This is a genomic window from Rhodovulum sp. FJ3, assembly GCF_032918305.1.
Lineage (GTDB): Bacteria > Pseudomonadota > Alphaproteobacteria > Rhodobacterales > Rhodobacteraceae > SAT37.
On the sequence record NZ_JAWJUU010000004.1, the window covers coordinates 413,916 to 431,194 of the forward strand.

At 59.7% G+C, this 17,279-nt stretch carries 15 protein-coding genes; 8 read left to right on the forward strand and 7 right to left on the reverse strand.

Going from position 1 to position 17,279, the window contains the following annotated elements:
- Position 1: 1 nt before the first annotated feature.
- The 3 genes from hemW to rph are packed head-to-tail and all read right to left on the reverse strand — an operon-like array spanning position 2 to position 2,485.
- Positions 2–1,165: a radical SAM family heme chaperone HemW gene (gene hemW, locus R1W00_RS13845; protein WP_317263339.1), complete on the reverse strand. Its 1,164-nt coding sequence runs from the start codon at positions 1,163–1,165 to the stop codon at positions 2–4.
- On the reverse strand, positions 1,158–1,766 hold the full coding sequence (rdgB, locus tag R1W00_RS13850; RefSeq protein WP_317263340.1) for an RdgB/HAM1 family non-canonical purine NTP pyrophosphatase: 609 nt from the start codon (positions 1,764–1,766) through the stop codon (positions 1,158–1,160). The genes hemW and rdgB overlap by 8 nt, the downstream gene beginning before the upstream one ends.
- Before the next feature lie 2 nt (positions 1,767–1,768).
- A complete protein-coding gene (rph, locus tag R1W00_RS13855; RefSeq protein ID WP_317263341.1) occupies positions 1,769–2,485 on the reverse strand; it encodes a ribonuclease PH in 717 nt (238 codons plus the stop codon).
- A 118-nt stretch (positions 2,486–2,603) separates the two neighbouring features.
- On the opposite strand from rph, the gene hrcA reads away from it, so the two are divergent.
- Together hrcA and R1W00_RS13865 are read left to right on the forward strand one after the other, a co-directional pair.
- Positions 2,604–3,674, forward strand: a complete 1,071-nt coding sequence (gene hrcA / locus R1W00_RS13860; RefSeq protein WP_410901559.1) for a heat-inducible transcriptional repressor HrcA — start codon at positions 2,604–2,606, stop codon at positions 3,672–3,674.
- Between the two features lie 4 nt (positions 3,675–3,678).
- Positions 3,679–4,242, forward strand: a complete 564-nt coding sequence (locus R1W00_RS13865; protein ID WP_317263342.1) for a nucleotide exchange factor GrpE — start codon at positions 3,679–3,681, stop codon at positions 4,240–4,242.
- Between the two features lie 62 nt (positions 4,243–4,304).
- Here R1W00_RS13865 and mutS read toward each other — a convergent pair whose 3' ends face one another.
- Positions 4,305–6,923: a DNA mismatch repair protein MutS gene (gene mutS, locus R1W00_RS13870; protein WP_317263377.1), complete on the reverse strand. Its 2,619-nt coding sequence runs from the start codon at positions 6,921–6,923 to the stop codon at positions 4,305–4,307.
- A 166-nt stretch (positions 6,924–7,089) separates the two neighbouring features.
- Here mutS and R1W00_RS13875 point away from each other — a divergent pair, with 166 nt between their 5' ends.
- Both R1W00_RS13875 and R1W00_RS13880 read left to right on the forward strand, forming a co-directional pair.
- Entirely contained in the window at positions 7,090–9,348 is a 2,259-nt protein-coding gene (locus R1W00_RS13875; protein WP_317263343.1) for an NADP-dependent malic enzyme, read from the forward strand.
- Between the two features lie 5 nt (positions 9,349–9,353).
- Positions 9,354–10,220 carry a ribokinase gene (locus tag R1W00_RS13880; protein WP_317263344.1) on the forward strand — a complete coding sequence of 289 codons (867 nt, stop codon included), beginning with the start codon at positions 9,354–9,356 and terminating at the stop codon, positions 10,218–10,220.
- Here R1W00_RS13880 and R1W00_RS13885 read toward each other — a convergent pair.
- Positions 10,207–10,431: a hypothetical protein gene (locus R1W00_RS13885; protein ID WP_317263345.1), complete on the reverse strand. Its 225-nt coding sequence runs from the start codon at positions 10,429–10,431 to the stop codon at positions 10,207–10,209. The two genes, R1W00_RS13880 and R1W00_RS13885, sit on opposite strands and share 14 nt — an antisense overlap.
- A 249-nt stretch (positions 10,432–10,680) precedes the next feature.
- Complete coding sequence (locus R1W00_RS13890) at positions 10,681–11,907, reverse strand: argininosuccinate synthase (protein WP_317263346.1); 1,227 nt, start codon at positions 11,905–11,907, stop codon at positions 10,681–10,683.
- A 136-nt stretch (positions 11,908–12,043) separates the two neighbouring features.
- Between R1W00_RS13890 and R1W00_RS13895 the strand changes: the two genes are divergently transcribed.
- Complete coding sequence (locus tag R1W00_RS13895) at positions 12,044–12,826, forward strand: hypothetical protein (RefSeq protein ID WP_317263347.1); 783 nt, start codon at positions 12,044–12,046, stop codon at positions 12,824–12,826.
- 49 nt (positions 12,827–12,875) lie between these two features.
- Here R1W00_RS13895 and R1W00_RS13900 read toward each other — a convergent pair whose 3' ends face one another.
- The gene (locus tag R1W00_RS13900) at positions 12,876–13,910 is read right to left on the reverse strand and encodes a substrate-binding domain-containing protein (protein WP_317263348.1); all 1,035 of its coding nucleotides are present in this window, start codon (positions 13,908–13,910) and stop codon (positions 12,876–12,878) included.
- A gap of 153 nt (positions 13,911–14,063) precedes the next feature.
- Here R1W00_RS13900 and R1W00_RS13905 point away from each other — a divergent pair, with 153 nt between their 5' ends.
- The 3 genes from R1W00_RS13905 (at position 14,064) to R1W00_RS13915 (ending at position 17,204) form a co-directional block, all read left to right on the forward strand.
- Positions 14,064–15,038: a substrate-binding domain-containing protein gene (locus R1W00_RS13905; RefSeq protein ID WP_317263349.1), complete on the forward strand. Its 975-nt coding sequence runs from the start codon at positions 14,064–14,066 to the stop codon at positions 15,036–15,038.
- A gap of 146 nt (positions 15,039–15,184) precedes the next feature.
- Positions 15,185–16,204, forward strand: coding sequence for an ABC transporter permease (locus tag R1W00_RS13910; RefSeq protein ID WP_317263350.1), 1,020 nt, complete (start codon positions 15,185–15,187; stop codon positions 16,202–16,204).
- A 10-nt stretch (positions 16,205–16,214) separates the two neighbouring features.
- Complete coding sequence (locus tag R1W00_RS13915) at positions 16,215–17,204, forward strand: ABC transporter permease (protein WP_303967757.1); 990 nt, start codon at positions 16,215–16,217, stop codon at positions 17,202–17,204.
- The last annotated feature ends 75 nt before the right edge of the window (positions 17,205–17,279 follow it).

Consider the following 17,279-nt stretch of genomic DNA (forward strand, 5'->3'; position numbering starts at 1 on the left):
ATCAGCCGTCCGGCAAGAGTTCCCTGATCACCGCGTTCAGAACCGCGATACCTTTGGGTGTAGCACGTACACGATCTTGGTCGAGAGCGATAAGATCAAGATCGCGTAAATCATTGATAACATTGGCGTTTAAAGGCGAGCCACCAATGGACGTGAACCGGTTTTGCGAGATTCCGGTCGATTTTCGCAAGCCCATCATCAGATATTCGGCCGCTTGCTCGGTCGGTTCGATGGCGATTGTTTTAAAATTGGAAAACGCCGAATTTTCTACCATTTCCAACCACTTAGTCGGAAAAAGCGGGGTTTCGGTGGCCATTCTCGTCCCGTTCAGCGTCAAACGTCCATGGGCACCAGGCCCAATGCCGCCATAATCACCGTATCTCCAGTAGATCAGATTGTGTTTTGACTCGGCCCCGGGTTTGGCATGGTTAGAGACTTCGTACGCGGGTAGGCCCGCACGCTCGCACAGCTCTTGGGTGATGAAGTACATATCCGCCGCGGTGTCGTCATCGGGTAGGCCGCGCAGCTTGCCCCGATCATAGCGGTCCCCGAATGCGGTGCCGGCCTCAATCGTCAACTGATAGGCGGACAGGTGGTCGATGCCCATCGACAGAGCCTTGGACAACTCGGCGCGCCACGCGTCGGGCGTCTGATCCTGCCGCGCATAGATCAGATCAAAGCTGACCCGATCGAAATGGGCGCGGGCGGTGTCATAGGCGGCAAAGGCCTCTTCGACCGTGTGTAGGCGACCAAGGCGGCGGAGGTCGTCGTTGTTCAGGGCCTGAAATCCCATCGACACGCGGTTGACGCCCGCCTGTGCATAACCGCGAAAACGACCGGCCTCGACCGAGGATGGGTTGGCCTCTAGCGTGGTTTCCAGATCGTTCGCAGTGGGCCAGCACGCGCGGATTTCATCCATGATCGCGTGAACGACATCGGGGTCCATCAGGCTGGGCGTGCCACCGCCAAAGAAAACGCTGTTGAGAACGCGACCGGGGGTCAGGGCGGCCAGCCGGCGGATTTCAGACAGATAGGCCGCCTGCCAGCGGGATTGGTCGAAGGTGGCGGCGACGTGACTGTTAAAGTCGCAATAGGGGCATTTGGCCTGACAAAACGGCCAATGGATATAGAGGCCAAAGCCCCCGTTTTGCCAATCCTCAGTCACCGAACACCTGAATCAGCTTTTCAAACGCGCGGGCGCGGTGGCTGATCTTGTTCTTTTCCCAGCGGTCCATTTCACCAAACGTGATATCATAGCCGTCGGGCTGAAAGATCGGATCATAGCCGTGCCCCTGATCGCCGCGCATGGGCCAGACCAGTTGACCGGGCATGGCGCCCTCGAACACCTCATCATGACCATCGGGCCACGCAAGGACAAAGGTACAGCGGAATTGGGCCGTACGGGGGAAGGGGGCGTTGACCGCCTCAAGCTCATCCCACGCGCGCGTCATGGCCATGACAAAGTCGCGACCAGTCTCTGTTTCGGCCCAATCCGCCGTATAAACCCCTGGCGCGCCGTTCAGACCGTCGATGGTGATGCCGCTGTCATCGGACAGGGCGGGCAGGCCGGTTGCCTTGGCGGCGGCGTGGGCCTTGATGCGGGCATTGCCGACAAACGTGGTTTCGGTTTCCTCGGGCTCGGGCAGGTTTTGATCCGCCGCCGAGGTGACCGTGATCCCGTAGGGGGACAACAGATCGGCGATTTCCTCAAGCTTGCCCTTATTGTGCGTGGCGACCAGCAACTGTTTCTCGGCAAATTTGCGCATGATCAGCCCTCGGTCGCGGCGCGTTGGGCGGCGACCAGTTCGGCCACGCCCTTGTCGGCCAGCGTCATCAGCTGATCCATTTCCGCGCGGGTGAAGGTTTTGCCCTCGGCGGACATCTGAACCTCAATCAGTTTGCCCGAACCGGTCATGACAAAGTTGCCGTCGACGCCTGCCTCGGAATCCTCGGGGTAATCGAGGTCCAGAACCGGCTGACCCGCGTAGATGCCACAGGATACGGCGGCCACCGGATCGACCAGAGGATCGGACGTGATATCACCGGCCTTGAGCAGCTTGTTCACCGCCAGACGCAGGGCAACCCAACCACCGGTGATCGAGGCACAGCGCGTGCCGCCATCGGCCTGAATGACGTCACAGTCGACGGTGATTTGGCGTTCACCCAATGCAACCCGATCCACACCGGCGCGCAGCGAACGACCGATAAGGCGTTGAATTTCAACGGTACGTCCGCCTTGTTTGCCTGCCGTCGCCTCACGACGCATCCGCGAACCGGTCGAGCGGGGCAGCATCCCGTATTCCGCCGTGACCCAACCCAGACCCGAGTTTTTCAGAAACGGCGGCACGCGCGGCTCAAGGCTTGCCGTGCAAAGCACATGCGTGTCCCCGATTTTGATCATGCACGACCCTTCGGCGTGCTTGGTGACGTTGGTCTCGATTGAAATCGGGCGCATTTCGCTTACATCACGACCAGAGGGGCGCATCGGGTTTCCTTCCTTATTTGGTTGATGTTTGCCTCCCACGATGTTGGGATTGATGCAACCCCGATTGACGTTCTGGGCGCTTGGTCTTTAATGAAAAGGCGAATGGAAGGTAGGCTGTTTGACCACCAAGGCGGAAATTCTAAGCGAGATGAACGACCGGAGCCGTGAGGTCTTCCGTCGTGTCGTCGAAGGCTATCTGGACACTGGCGATCCCGTTGGGTCACGCACCCTGACCCGCGATTTTAGCGAAAAGGTCAGCGCGGCGACGATCCGTAACGTGATGCAGGATCTGGAATTCCTTGGCCTGCTGGATTCCCCGCATGTGTCGGCAGGGCGTATTCCCACGCAACTGGGTCTGCGGATGTTTGTGGATGGTCTGCTTGAGGTGCGGGATCTGGACGCGCAGGACCGCGAAAAGTTGAATGCGACCTTGGGCAGCAACGAACAGGACGTCGGCAGTATGCTGGACCGCGTCGGTTCGGCCCTGTCGGGGGTGACGCATGGGGCCAGCATCGTTTTGGCGCCCAAGCATGAGGCCCCGATTAAACACATCGAATTCGTCAGTCTTGCGCCGGATCGGTCGCTGGCCGTTCTGGTGTTTGCCGACGGACATGTGGAAAACCGGATTTTCAACCCGCCGCCCGGTCAGACGCCCAGTTCCATGCGTGAGGCCGCGAATTTCCTGAATTCCCTCGCCGAGGGGCGCACGATAAGCGAGTTGCGCTCGGTCATGGCGACCGAGATGAAGCGGCGCAAGGCCGAGCTGGACGTTCTGGCCCAAGATATGGTCAACAGCGGTCTGGCGATCTGGGAAAATCAGGGCGAACAGAATGAGCGCTTGATCGTGCGCGGCCGGTCGAATCTGCTTGAATCCGGCACCGCATCCGAAGATTTAGACCGCATCCGCAATCTGTTTGATGACCTTGAACGCAAGCGGGACATCGTCGAATTCCTTGAGCTTGCCGAAAATGCCGACGGTGTGCGCATTTTTATTGGCTCAGAGAATAAACTTTTCTCTTTGACGGGTTCCTCTTTGGTCGTCTCTCCATATATGAACGCGGACCGAAAGATTGTTGGCGCGGTCGGTGTGATCGGTCCTACGCGACTGAATTACGGACGGATCGTGCCGATTGTGGATTACACCGCGCAATTGGTCGGAAAGATGATTTCCGATCAGGGTAAGGGGTAGGAAAATGGCTGAAGCAGAGAAAAAAGACGAATTGGACATCGAAGACATCCTTGCAAGCGTGGGCGAAGACGACGCGCCGGTTGAGGACGTTCTGGGCGCCGAAGACGAGTTGGACGCGCTGCGTGCCGAACGTGATGAGTTCCGTGACCGGTTCATGCGCGCGCTGGCCGATGCCGAAAACGCCCGCAAACGCGGTGAGCGTGACCGCAAAGAGGCCGAGCAATATGGCGGCAGCAAGCTGGCCCGCGATATTCTGCCCGTTTTTGACAACCTGAAACGTGCGATCGACGCCGTGGATGAGGAACAGCGCGAGGCGAACAAGGCGCTGCTTGAGGGGGTTGAACTGACCCTGCGCGAGCTGCTGAATATCTTTGGCAAACACGGGATTGAGCCCGTTGCACCCGAGGTTGGCGAGCAGTTCGATCCGCAAATCCATCAGGCGATGTTCGAGGCGCCGTTGCCGGGCACCAAGGCGGGCGAGATCATTCAGGTGGTCGAGGCCGGTTTCATGTTGCACGAGCGTCTGTTGCGCCCTGCCAAGGTGGGTGTGTCGTCCACACCGGCGTAAAAGCGGCACCGTCAGGCCGCCTTCGGCGAGAGTATTTTGACCAAGATGAAGAGGCGTTCCAGTTAGGTCTGGGACGCCTTTTTCAGATCATAGAGCACCTGAAGCGCCTGACGGGGGGTCAGGTCATCCGGTTGGATGTCGTCCAGCATATCGAGCGCGGGCGAGGGTTCTGGTGTTGCGGGGGCCGCAGGCGGGGGTGGCGCGGCCGCGAACAGCGGGAGGTCGGTCAAGAGGGGGGAGCCGCCATTCTGTGTGCGACCGCGTTCTTCGAGGGCGTCGAGGACAACACGGGCACGGTTGACCACCGCATCGGGTAGGCCGGCGAGGCGTGCGACCTGAACACCATAGGATCGGTCGGCCGCACCTTTGTGAACCTCGTGCAGGAAGATCACGTCGCCGCGCCATTCCTTGACCGCGACGGTGGCGTTTTGGACGCCAGCAAGCGTGTCGGCCAGCGTTGTCATTTCGTGGTAGTGGGTGGCGAACAAGGCGCGGCTGCGGTTGACGTCGTGCAGGTGTTCAAGCGTGGCCCACGCGATTGACAGGCCGTCGTAGGTCGCCGTGCCACGGCCGATTTCGTCAAGGATGACGAGGGCGCGGTCGTCGGCTTGGTTCAGGATGGCCGCCGTTTCGACCATTTCCACCATAAAGGTCGACCGTCCACGTGCGAGGTCATCGGCGGCGCCGACGCGGCTGAACAGTTGCGAGACGAGGCCGATGTGGGCCGATGTCGCGGGCACGAAGCTGCCTGCTTGGGCCAAGAGAGCGATCAGGGCGTTCTGACGCAGGAAGGTCGATTTACCGGCCATGTTCGGACCGGTCAACAGCCAGATCGCGGCGTCGTCTTGGGCCGAAAGGTTGCAGTCGTTGGCGACGAACGGTGTGCCGCCTTGCTTTTGCAGGGCACGTTCCACCACGGGGTGGCGGCCGCCCACGATATCAAAGGCGCGGCTATCGTCGATGCGAGGCGCGCACCAGTTCAGATCGCGGGCCAGATCGGCAAAGGCGCAGGTCAGGTCGATTTCGGACAGGGCGCGGGCGGATTGCGCGATCCGGTCTGCGTTGTCGAGCACCGCCGTGCGCAGAGTTTCGAACAGTGCCTTTTCGATCTCTAGCGCGCGGCCACCGGCGTTCAGGATACGGGTTTCCAGTTCGGACAGGTCCACGGTCGTGAACCGAACGGCGTTCGCGGTGGTCTGGCGATGGATAAAGGTTTCGTTCAGGGGCGCCGACAGCATCTTGTCCGCGTGGGTTGCGGTGCATTCGATGAAATAGCCCAAGACGTTGTTATGTTTGACCTTTAGCGACGAAATACCCGTAATTTCGGCGTACTGCGCCTGCATCGAGGCGATGACGCCGCGTCCCTCATCGCGCAGGGTGCGGGCCTCATCCAGTTCGTCGTGATAGCCGGGGGCGATGAAGCCACCGTCGCGCGTCAAAAGCGGCGGTTCGGCGACCAGAGCGTTGTCGAGCAGGTCCAACAGTTCATCGTGCCCACCAAGATCGGTGATCGCCTGCTGCATCAGATCGGGCGCGTCGCCGGGCATATCGGCGGCGATCAACAGAGCCTGTTCCAGCCCGTTTCGGATCGCGGTCAGATCGCGGGGCCCGCCCCGTTCAAGCGCGAGGCGCGATAGGGCGCGGTCCATATCGGGGGCCTTGCGCAGGTGGTCGCGCAACGTGGAACAGGTGCCCGATTGATCGACCATATAGCCGACGGCGGCCAGACGCGGGTGGATCACCGACAGTTTGCGCGCAGGACTGGAAATGCGGCGTTCCAACAGGCGGGCACCGCCCGAGGTCAGGGTGCGGTCAATCGCGGACAACAGCGACCCGTCGCGTGCGCCGGAGAGGCTGTGCGTGAGTTCGAGGTTTCGGCGGGTGGCGGCGTCGATCTGGATGTTTTCGTTGGCGAATTCACGCACCGGCGGGCGCAGCAGGGGCAATTTGCCCTTTTGCGTGATGTCGAGGTAATCGATCAGCGCGCCCATGGCTGACAATTCCGCGCGCTCAAACGTGCCGAACCCATCCAGCGATGACACTTGGAACAGGGATTTCAGGCGGTCCTCACCACTGGTGCTGTCAAAACTGCTGCGGCCCAAGGGGGTGATGGCCGCGCCGGATTCAGAGACTATTTCACCGTAATTCGTGTCGACGCCGTCGAGGACCAAGACCTCTTTGGGGCTGAGGCGGGCCAATTCGGGGGACAGGCGGACGGGCGAGATCGGCATCACGCGGAAGGCGCCGGTGGAAATGTCGACCCATGCCAACGCGGCCTCATCTCGCACCACCGCAAAGGCCGCCAGATAGTTGTGGCGGCGCGCCTCAAGCAGGGATTCCTCGGTCAATGTACCGGGCGTCACCAATCGCACAACGCCGCGTTTCACCACGGATTTCGAGCCGCGCTTTTTCGCCTCGGACGGATCTTCAAGTTGTTCACAGACGGCGACGCGGAACCCCTTGCGGATCAGGGTCAGCAGGTAATTCTCGGCCGAATGCACCGGAACGCCGCACATGGGGATATCGTTACCCTCATGCTTGCCGCGTTTGGTCAGGGCGATGTCCAGCGCCTCGGCGGCAGCGACGGCGTCGTCAAAGAACATCTCGTAAAAGTCGCCCATCCGGTAAAACAACAGGGCATCGCGATGCTCTGCTTTGATTTCCAGAAACTGCGCCATCATGGGCGTGATTTGTCCGGATGCGCCTGCCACGGTTTCCCCCTGTTGATTTGTAGGGCGGACCTTACAAAGCAGGCCCAAAGCATGAAAGACGCAATTCCATCTTTTGTTGTCCAAGGCGCATTTGGGCGTTAAGACGCGTAGGCCCGAAACAGGAGACTGCCCGCTTATGTCGTCGAAGAACCGTATCACGCCCGAAGAGGCGCTGGCCTATCACCTTGAACCGACCCCCGGTAAGTTCGAGATCACCGCATCGACCCCGATGACGACCCAGCGCGACCTGTCGCTGGCCTATAGCCCCGGTGTGGCCGTTCCGGTTGAGGCAATCGCGGAAAACCCCGAAACCGCCTATGATTACACGACCAAGGGCAACATGGTCGCCGTTGTTTCGAACGGCACCGCGATCTTGGGTCTGGGGAACCTTGGCGCGCTGGCGTCCAAACCGGTGATGGAGGGCAAGGCCGTCCTGTTCAAACGGTTCGCCGATGTGAACGCCATCGACATCGAACTGGACACCGAGGACCCCGAGGAAATCATCAAGGCGGTCAAGCTGATGGGGCCGACCTTTGGCGGCATCAACCTTGAGGACATCAAGGCACCGGAATGTTTCATCATCGAACAGCGTCTGAAAGAGGAAATGGACATTCCCGTCTTTCACGATGACCAACACGGCACCGCCGTGATCTGTGCGGCGGGTCTGATCAACGCGCTGCATATCTCGGGCAAAAAGATCGAAGATTGTAAGATCGTTCTGAACGGTGCGGGTGCGGCGGGCATCGCCTGTCTGGAACTGATCAAGGCGATGGGTGCCAAGCACGACAACTGTATCATGTGCGATACCAAGGGCGTCATCTATCAGGGCCGCACCGAGGGCATGAACCAGTGGAAATCGGCCCATGCCGCGAAAACCGATGCGCGTACGCTTGAGGACGCGATGAAGGGCGCGGATGTGTTCCTTGGCGTCTCGGCCAAGGGCGCGGTGACCCAGGACATGGTCCTCAGCATGGCCGACGATCCGGTCATCTTTGCGATGGCCAACCCCGATCCCGAAATCACCCCCGAAGACGCCCATGCCGTGCGCGCGGACGCCATCGTGGCCACCGGTCGTTCGGATTACCCGAACCAGGTGAACAACGTTCTGGGCTTTCCTTATCTGTTCCGTGGCGCGCTGGACATCCACGCCCGCGCCATCAACGACGAGATGAAGATCGCCTGCGCCGAGGCCTTGGCCGAAATCGCGCGGATGGACGTGCCCGATGAGGTCGCAATGGCCTATGGGCGCAAGCTGTCGTTCGGGCGCGATTATATCATCCCGACGCCGTTTGACCCGCGCCTGATCTACATGATCCCGCCCGCCGTCGCGCGCGCCGGTATGGACACCGGCGTGGCCCGCCGCCCGATTGTCGACCTTGAGGGCTATGAGGCCTCGCTCAAGGCGCGGATGGACCCGACTGCCAACATCCTGCGTGGCATTTCCGCCCGCGCCCGCGCCGCACAGGCCCGCATGATTTTCGCCGAGGGCGACGATATCCGCGTTCTGCGCGCCGCCGTGAACTATCAGCGTGCGGGGTATGGCAAGGCACTGGTCGTTGGTCGCGAAAGCGACGTCAAAGAACGCCTTGAGGGCGCAGGCCTTGGCGACGCGGTGCGTGAGCTTGAGATCGTCAACGCCGCCAACACCCGCCATTTGGATACGTACAAGGAATACCTGTACAACCGCCTACAGCGCAAAGGTTACGACCGCCACGATATCCACCGTCTGGCCGCGCGCGACCGTCACGTGTTCTCGGCGCTGATGCTGGCGCATGGGCATGGCGACGGCCTTGTGACCGGCGCGACGCGGAAATCGGCCCATGTGATGGAACTGATCAACCATGTGTTCGATGCAAGTGCCCAAGACGGTGCCGTCGGTGTCACCGCGATCTTGCACAAGGGGCGTGTGGTCCTGATTTCGGATACGCTGGTCCACGAATGGCCGGACGAGGAAGATCTCGCCAACATCGCCGAGCGCAGCGCGGATGTCGCCCGCGGCATGGGCCTTGACCCGCGCGTCGCCTTTGTCAGCTTCTCGACCTTCGGCTATCCGGTGTCCGAGCGCGCGACCAAAATGCACATCGCGCCTAAGGTTTTGGACAAACGCGGCGTCGATTTCGAATACGAAGGCGAAATGACCGTCGACGTGGCCCTGAACAAGGCCGCGCAAGAGGCCTACCCGTTCTCCCGTCTGACGGGACCTGCGAATATTCTGGTTGTGCCCGCGCGCCACTCGGCGTCAATCTCGGTCAAGCTGATGCAGGAAATGGCTGGCGCGACCGTGATCGGGCCGATCCTTGCCGGTGTCGATAAACCGATCCAGATTTGCTCGACCGTTTCGACGGTCAGCGACATCACCAACATGGCGCTCTTGGCGGCGTCCAAAGTGGGGTAATTGCGATGACAGTGTTCAACCTTGGCTCGATCAACGTGGACTATTTCTATTCGGTCCCGCACATGATCGCGCCGGGGGAAACGCTGTCCTCCACCGCAATGACCAAAGGGCTGGGCGGTAAGGGCGCGAACCAATCCGTCGCCGCCGCCCGCGCCGGATCGAACGTGGTTCATATAGGGGCCATCGGTCGGGACTCTGATTGGATCTTTGAAACACTGCGCGGTTATGGCGTCGACACCACCCATATCGCAGTGACGGACGCCGCGACGGGCCATGCGGTGATCATGGTCGAACCTGAACATGGTGAAAACGCGATCCTGCTGCACGCGGGCGCGAACCATGTTCAATCCGTGACCGCGATTGACGATGCTCTGGCGACCGGTGGGGCGGGCGATTACCTGCTTTTGCAAAACGAAACCACGGATCAGGTCGCGGCGGCCAAGGCGGCCCATGCACGTGGCATGAACGTCGTTTATTCGGCGGCCCCGTTCGATGCAGAGGCCGTGAAACAGGTCCTGCCGTATCTGTCCTATCTTCTGCTGAACCGTGTAGAATACGACCAACTCTGCGCCGCGCTGGGCGAGGTATCGGTGCCCAACCTGATCATCACCTTGGGCGGTGACGGTGCGCGCTGGCAAATGGCCGATGGTACCACGATCAACCAACCCGCGTTTCACGTGACACCGGTGGACACGACCGGCGCGGGGGATTGCTTTGCGGGCTCTCTCATCGCGGCTCTGGATGCGGGTCAGGACCCCCAACCGGCCCTCGAATTCGCCGCCGCCGCCGCCGCGCTGCAGGTCACGAAACATGGTACGGCCGACGCTATGCCCACGGGCGATCAAACCCGCGCGTTTCTCAAAGATCGCTAGTCACCGGCGCACCGGTCAACATCACGCGAACAACCGCAAAATGCACGCGTGCCTCGGCGGCCCCTTGGCACACCTCACAAACCTCAGGCTCGGCCGCGCTGATTTGCAGCCGCTCCACCGTCTGCGGGCAGTTCGCCAGAATACCCACGCCAATCGCCAACATCAGGGCGCTCGTCTTAATCTTTTGTTCAACAGGGATCAGATGGCGCATGATCGCCTCCTCTTTACCAACCTGTCCCCACAATAAATCGACCGCCTCGCGCCCTTAACCCACAAGAATGTGACCTCACCACACTGGGAAGCGTTGAAACAAATCCCTATCTAGGCGCGCGATTTTTCCCATCTTCATCTTGGCAAAAATACTCACGTCACACGGCCCGCCAACTTGATCACCGCAAATGAAAAATGCCCCGGCGTTTCCACCGGGGCATCCCATACATTTAACGGTGCAAGTACCGTCTTATTTTTTGACGCGACGGTCGCGCGCGGCCAACAATTTAAGGCGCAGCGCGTTCAACTGGATGAATCCAGCGGCGTCCTTTTGGTCATAGGCACCGGCGTCCTCTTCGAACGTCACATGCGCTTCGGAATAGAGGCTGTGATCGGACCAGCGACCCACGGTGTTGACCGACCCTTTGTACAGTTTCAGGCGCACGGTGCCCGAGACGTGTTCTTGGGATTTATCGATCAGGGCCTGTAACATTTCACGCTCGGGGCTGAACCAGAACCCGTTGTAGATCAGTTCGGCATAACGCGGCATGATCGAATCTTTCAGGTGGCCCGCACCGGAATCCAGCGTGATTTGCTCAATCCCGCGGTGCGCCTCAAGCAGGATGGTCCCGCCCGGCGTTTCATAGATGCCGCGCGATTTCATGCCCACGAAACGGTTCTCGACGAAATCCAGACGACCGATGCCGTGCTTGCGACCGTATTCGTTCAACTCGGTCAGGATGGTCGCGGGGGACATGGCGGTGCCATTGATGGCAACCGCGTCACCCTGCTCAAAGGTCACTTCGATGAACTCGGGCGTGTCGGGGGCGTCCTCGGGGTGGACGGTGCGCTGGAACACGTAATCGGGGGCCTCTTGGGCCGGATCTTCCAGAACCTTACCCTCGGACGAGGTGTGCAGCAGGTTCGCATCGACCGAGAACGGCGCCTCGCCACGTTTGTCCTTGGCGATCGGGATCTGGTTCTTTTCGGCAAAGTCCAGAAGCTTGGTGCGCGAGGACAGGTCCCACTCACGCCACGGCGCGATCACCTTGATCTCGGGGTTCAGAGCATAGGCCGACAGTTCGAACCGCACCTGATCGTTGCCCTTGCCGGTCGCGCCGTGGGACACGGCATCGGCGCCGGTTTGTTCTGCGATCTCGACCAGACGCTTGGAAATCAGAGGACGCGCAATCGACGTACCCAGAAGATACAGACCCTCATACAGGGCGTTTGCGCGGAACATCGGGAAGACGAAATCGCGCACGAATTCTTCGCGCAGGTCTTCGATAAAGATGTTTTCCGACTTGATGCCCAGCATCTCGGCCTTTTGACGGGCCGGGTCCAGTTCCTCACCCTGACCCAGATCGGCGGTAAAGGTGACCACCTCACAACCGTATTCGGTCTGAAGCCATTTCAGAATGATGGACGTATCGAGGCCGCCAGAATAGGCCAGCACAACTTTCTTGGGCGCGGACATGAGATTTCCTCTTGATCAGAACGACTGCGCCCTAACGCTTTTTTCGGGTAAGGGCAAGGTTTTCAGGGGTTGCCGCATGTCCCTGTTGCGATAGTGTCGGCGGGCGATGCAACTTTGGCGATAAAGGTGGGGTCAGGTGACAAGTTTCGGGTTAGCAAAGGCGTTGTTGGTCAAATCGGTCGCGATGCCGATCCAGAATTTCGGGGCGGTGATTAGAATTTTCGCAATCCCCATGTTGGTCTATGCCGCGTGCGTGACGTATGCCGCGCGCCTCTCCATGTCTGGGTTCGCACAAGACCCTGGGATCGAATATGGCGAATTTGCTGGCATGTTCTTGCGCGGATTTGTGCCAACCTTGGCGGGTCTGCTCTTTTTGGTGTGGGCTGTCGTTGGGTGGCACCGCTATGTCCTGAACGAGGGGCCCGCGAAATGGTTAACGCCGGTCGGCATGCGCAACTTTCTGCGCTATGCGCTCGACTCACTTGCCATAACTCTCCTCATGGCGCTCATCGCAATCCCGGTACTTTTTATTCTGTCCAGCGTCTTGTCGGCGGCGGAGGCTTACACAGCAATCGTCATATTAAATCCCTTCGCCACTCTGTTGATGTTCTGGGTTTTCCTGCGCCTGTCGCCGCTTTTACCATCCTCGGCCATTGATAAACGTACCGGCCTTGGGGGCGCATGGCGCGTAACGTCCAAGGGGCGATTGGCCCTTTTGTGGGTCGCGGTTGTGTGGCTGGTAATAAATAATCTTGGCAGGCGCGCTCTGGGTAATCTGGGAATGACCCAACTGATCACCGAGGGGAACCTCGGAGTATACGTGGCAGCAGAAATGGTCTCGATGGCGATCTTCGGCATGTGGGGCGTCAGTCTGATCACCACCATCTACGGCTATTTCGTCGAGGATCGCGCGCTCTGATCCATTGGGGGCGCTGGCCTGTTCGGGCGGGCGCCGCTGGTGACATCGCCTAGATGTTTTCAGGCGTCACAATTTCGAATGGGACCGTGTGTTGCGTGGTCGGGCGGGGTTCTTTGGCAGAAACCGCCTCAATCATGGTTTGGATCAGAGCATCCGAGGTCGGCCCAAGGGGATGGCAGAGCGCGGCGGTAATCAGCCCCTCGGAAAGCCCCTTTCTGGTTTCCGGCCCAAGATCTCGGCAAACCAGTTTAATGTCACGCCGCCGTTCTAGAGGCGTCTCGCGCAGCGCCCGAAGGACGCCGGAAATACCGCCCCCCACGATCAAAAGCCCGACGATATCGTCCGAGGTTTGCAGTAATTCCCGCACCATTTCGTACGCGTTTTGGGAATCCTCGTGTGTTGCGCGGCTTTCATCCACGGTCAGATTGGGCGCGTGCTCTCGCATGTAAGAGCGAAAGCTTGCCTCGGCGATGTCTTGGCATTGATAGCGTGAGTGACCGAAAAAGACCGCGACGCGACCGGGGCGGTGTGTTGTTTGGGCGATCAGCCACGCCGCCGTTCTGCCGAGTTTCCAGTTATCGGCCCCCACGTATCCCGCCCTTTCTGGGGCGGATTGATCTGTGATGTAACTGATGACCGGTGTGCCCTCGTTTTTCAGATTGCGAATCGTGTTTCCGATCTGGGGGTGGTCCGCGGCGATGACGGCAACCGCATCGCAATTCTCGCCGAGGGCTTGCAGGCGGCCAGCGATGTTTTCCGGCGTTAGAAGATCCACAAAGTCCACGACGGGCTGAACCACATCCAGCGGGCGTTGAAGGCAACAGTTCCGAATCTCCCGCGCCATCATCTGATAAATCTCACGCGTGGATTGCTGCATAAGAAAGCCAAGACGATAGGTCGGCGCGGATTGTTTGATCTGATCCTCGATCGTTCCGAGGCCATAAAACCCAATGTTCTCTGCCGCGTTCTGGATCCGCTGGGCGGTCGTGGAGCGAACAGTATTCGACCCAGACATAAGCCTGTTCACCGTTGAGACAGAGACTCCCGCCTCTTTGGCCAGGTCAGAAATGGTGGGTCGTTTCATATGTCTCGCCTTCTCGAAGTTTCATCATGAATGACATGAAATGAAACAAAAGCAACAATTAAATCAAAACGATCTGCTTTTCGTGTCACCATGGGTGTATAGATATGCGCGCCGGGTCTCAGACACGGACAAGACAAATGGGAGGAAATCACTATGACTAAATTCAGCCGTTTCGCGGCCAAAGCGTCCTGCACCCTGATCGCAGCATGTGCTGCGACTTCCGTAATGGCCGCCGATATTTTCGTGGTTGGTGGCAAGCCTGACGACCCCTTCTGGTCGCGCGTTAAAAAAGGCGCAGAAGACGCCGGTATCGTTGCCGAAGCACAAGGTGGCTCGGTCACTTGGCTTGGTCCGCAAAACTACGACAACTTGGGCCCGGATGCGGCGGAACTGATCCGTCAGGCGATCGACCAAGGCGCAGATGCGATTGTTGGTCCCGACTGGGTCCCCGAAGCTATGGATCCCGCCTTTGAAGCTGTTGTTGCTGCAGGCATTCCGCTTGTGATTTACAACGCCGGTGGTCTGGAAGCGGCTGATAAGCTTGGCGCGCTGAACTATGTCGGCGCTGTTGACTACAAATCGGGCTATGCTGGCGGCGAGTACCTGGGCAACGCGGGCCACAAGAACGGCGCATGCGTGAACACCCTGCCCGGCGCGGCCAACATCGAAGCGTTCTGTAACGGCTTTAACGACGGCATTGCCGCCGCTGGTGGCACCGGTTCGGTTCTGCAACTGCCTGCAACCGCATACGGCGACTCGACCGCTGTTGCACAGGCCGTCCGTGCGCACCTGCTGCAAAACCCCGAAATCGACGCAATGTTCGCCATTGGTGGCGGTGACACCAGTGCAACGATCTCGGGCATCCAGCAGTCTGGCAAAGCCGGCAAAGTGCATGTCTGTGGCATGAACTTTAACGAAACCGTTCTGGCAAACATCCAGCAGGGCAACCAAGCCTGTGCCGTTGACCAGCAGGGGTATCAGCAGGGCTTTTTCGCCGTGTCGATCCTGAACAACTACGTCAACTACGGTGTTACCATCCCGACCCGCGAAATCCTGACTGGCCCGGGCATCGTCGACGCATCGAACGTCGATCTGGTGATCGAGGGCGTTAAGGCAGGCGCGCGCTAAGCCTCCTCCCAGCCGGCCCAAGACCGCGTGTCTAGGGCTGGTCACCTGAGGCCGCCCCCAACCAGTGGCGGCCTCAACTAACCCCGCGCGTTCAACGGACGCGGGCGGGATGAATACCAACGGGCTTCACTACAGGAACCTGAAATATGTCAACACAATCCGTCAAAGGTCCGAGCGGCATATCGCTGGGCGGTCTTATCCGACGCCCCGAGACCGGGTCCCTGATCGGCCTGATCGTCGTCTACGTTTTCTTTGCCGCCCTCGGCGGGAAGGTCTTTATGGGCGCACCCGGCTGGTCGAGCTGGCTGAACATCGCAGCCGAAGTCGGAATCATCGCACTGCCCGTGGGACTGTTGATGATTTCGGGTGAATTTGACATCTCTGTCGGTTCCGTCGTTCCGGCTTCTTCGATGACGACGGCAATGCTGTCGGGGCATTTCGAACTGCCTGCTCTGATCGGCATCTTGGGCGGCCTGTCTGTTGGCCTTTTGATTGGCTTTCTGAACGGGTTGATCGTAACCCGCACGACCATTCCCTCGCTGATCGCGACGATTGGTACGATGTTTGCCGTTATGGGGCTGACGCTGGGCTTTGCGGTGCTGATCAAAGGCTCAACCAGCGTGTCCTATGTGCCTGACGCAACGACCAAAGCTCTGTTGGGCACCTTTATCAACGGCATGTTCAATGTCTCGATTTTCTGGTGGCTCGGTTTCGTCGCGATCTTCTACTACGTCTTGCATATCTCGCCCCTTGGCAGCTGGATTTTCGCGCTGGGCGGCGACAAGGAAAGCGCGCGTAACGCGGGTATTCCGACGGCGAAAGTCACCATTGGCTTGTTCATGGCTTCGGGCTTTGCCGCGGCCTGTGTGGGGGTCGGTCAGGTGATGACCTACCAGACCGCGCAAGTGGCGGGCGGTCAGGCCTTTATCTTTAACTCGATCATGTGCGTCGTCATCGGTGGCGTGCTGCTGACGGGGGGGGCTGGCTCGATCATCGGAATCGTTTTGGGCACGATGACCTTTGCCGTTGTGAACCAAGGCATCTTCTTTGCCGCGCTGGATCCCAACATCGGGTCGATCATCATCGGGGCTTTGCTGTTGGCTGCGGTTCTGTCGAACGACACCTTCCGCACGCTTGCCCTCAACTACTCCCCCAAAAAGAAGTGACGACGCGCTAATGGACCTGTTTGCAAACCTGCTTCGCCGCCCCGCTGCTGCCTCGATCCTCAGCCTTTTGGGTGTGATTGTCTTTTACGTCGTGATTGGCGGCGTGGACTTGGGCAAGCTGCTGCCCGCCGCCAGCTGGGTGAACTATGCCGCGCGGATCGGCATCGTGGCCGCCGCCGTCGCCCTTTTGATGATTTCGGGCGAGATCGACATCTCGATCGGGGCAATGATCCCTGCGGGTGCGATGACCACCGCGATCATCTCGGGCTATTACGAACTGCCGATGATCTTTGGCATCCTTGGGGCGCTGGGCATCGGCGTGCTGGTTGGTCTGGTGAACGGCATTCTGGCCGTGCGCACCGCTGTGCCGACGCTGATCATCACACTGGGCACACTGGTTGCGATGCAGGGCGTTGTTCTGGCCGGTTCCAAATTGCTGACCGGGGCGGCGTCGGTGCCGCTGACGGCTGCGCCTTGGGCCAAGACCGTATTCGGTGACTTTATCTTTGGCGGCAGCCACCAAGTGGTGATCCTGTGGTGGGTTCTGATCACTGTGATCTTCTGGTTCATCGTGCATCAGACCAAATACGGTAGCTGGATCTTTGCCATTGGTGGCGACAAGGACAGTGCCCGTAACGCAGGTATCCCCGTGGACCGGATCACTGTGCTGCTGTTCATCGGGACGGCCACGGCTGCGTCCTTTGTCGGGATGTGCCACGCCATCCTGTTCAACTCGGCCCAAGTGTCGGGCGGCATGAACGACATCTTTAACATCATCGTCAGCGTCGTCGTCGGCGGGGTCCTGTTGACGGGGGGCTATGGCTCTATCGCTGGGGTTTTCGTCGGGACCATCACCTTCGCCATCGTGATCAAAGGCATCGACTTTACCAGCATCGACCGCAACTGGGCCAACCTGATCATCGGGATCATGCTGCTGGCCGCCGTTGGGATGAACGAAAGCTTCCGCAAGCTCGCCATGCGCGCCGCGACCAAGAAGTAACCCCAGTCGCCCGACGAACGGGCACCGATCAAAGGCCGAATTCGGCCAAACCTATGTCGACCCGTCGGAGGAGGC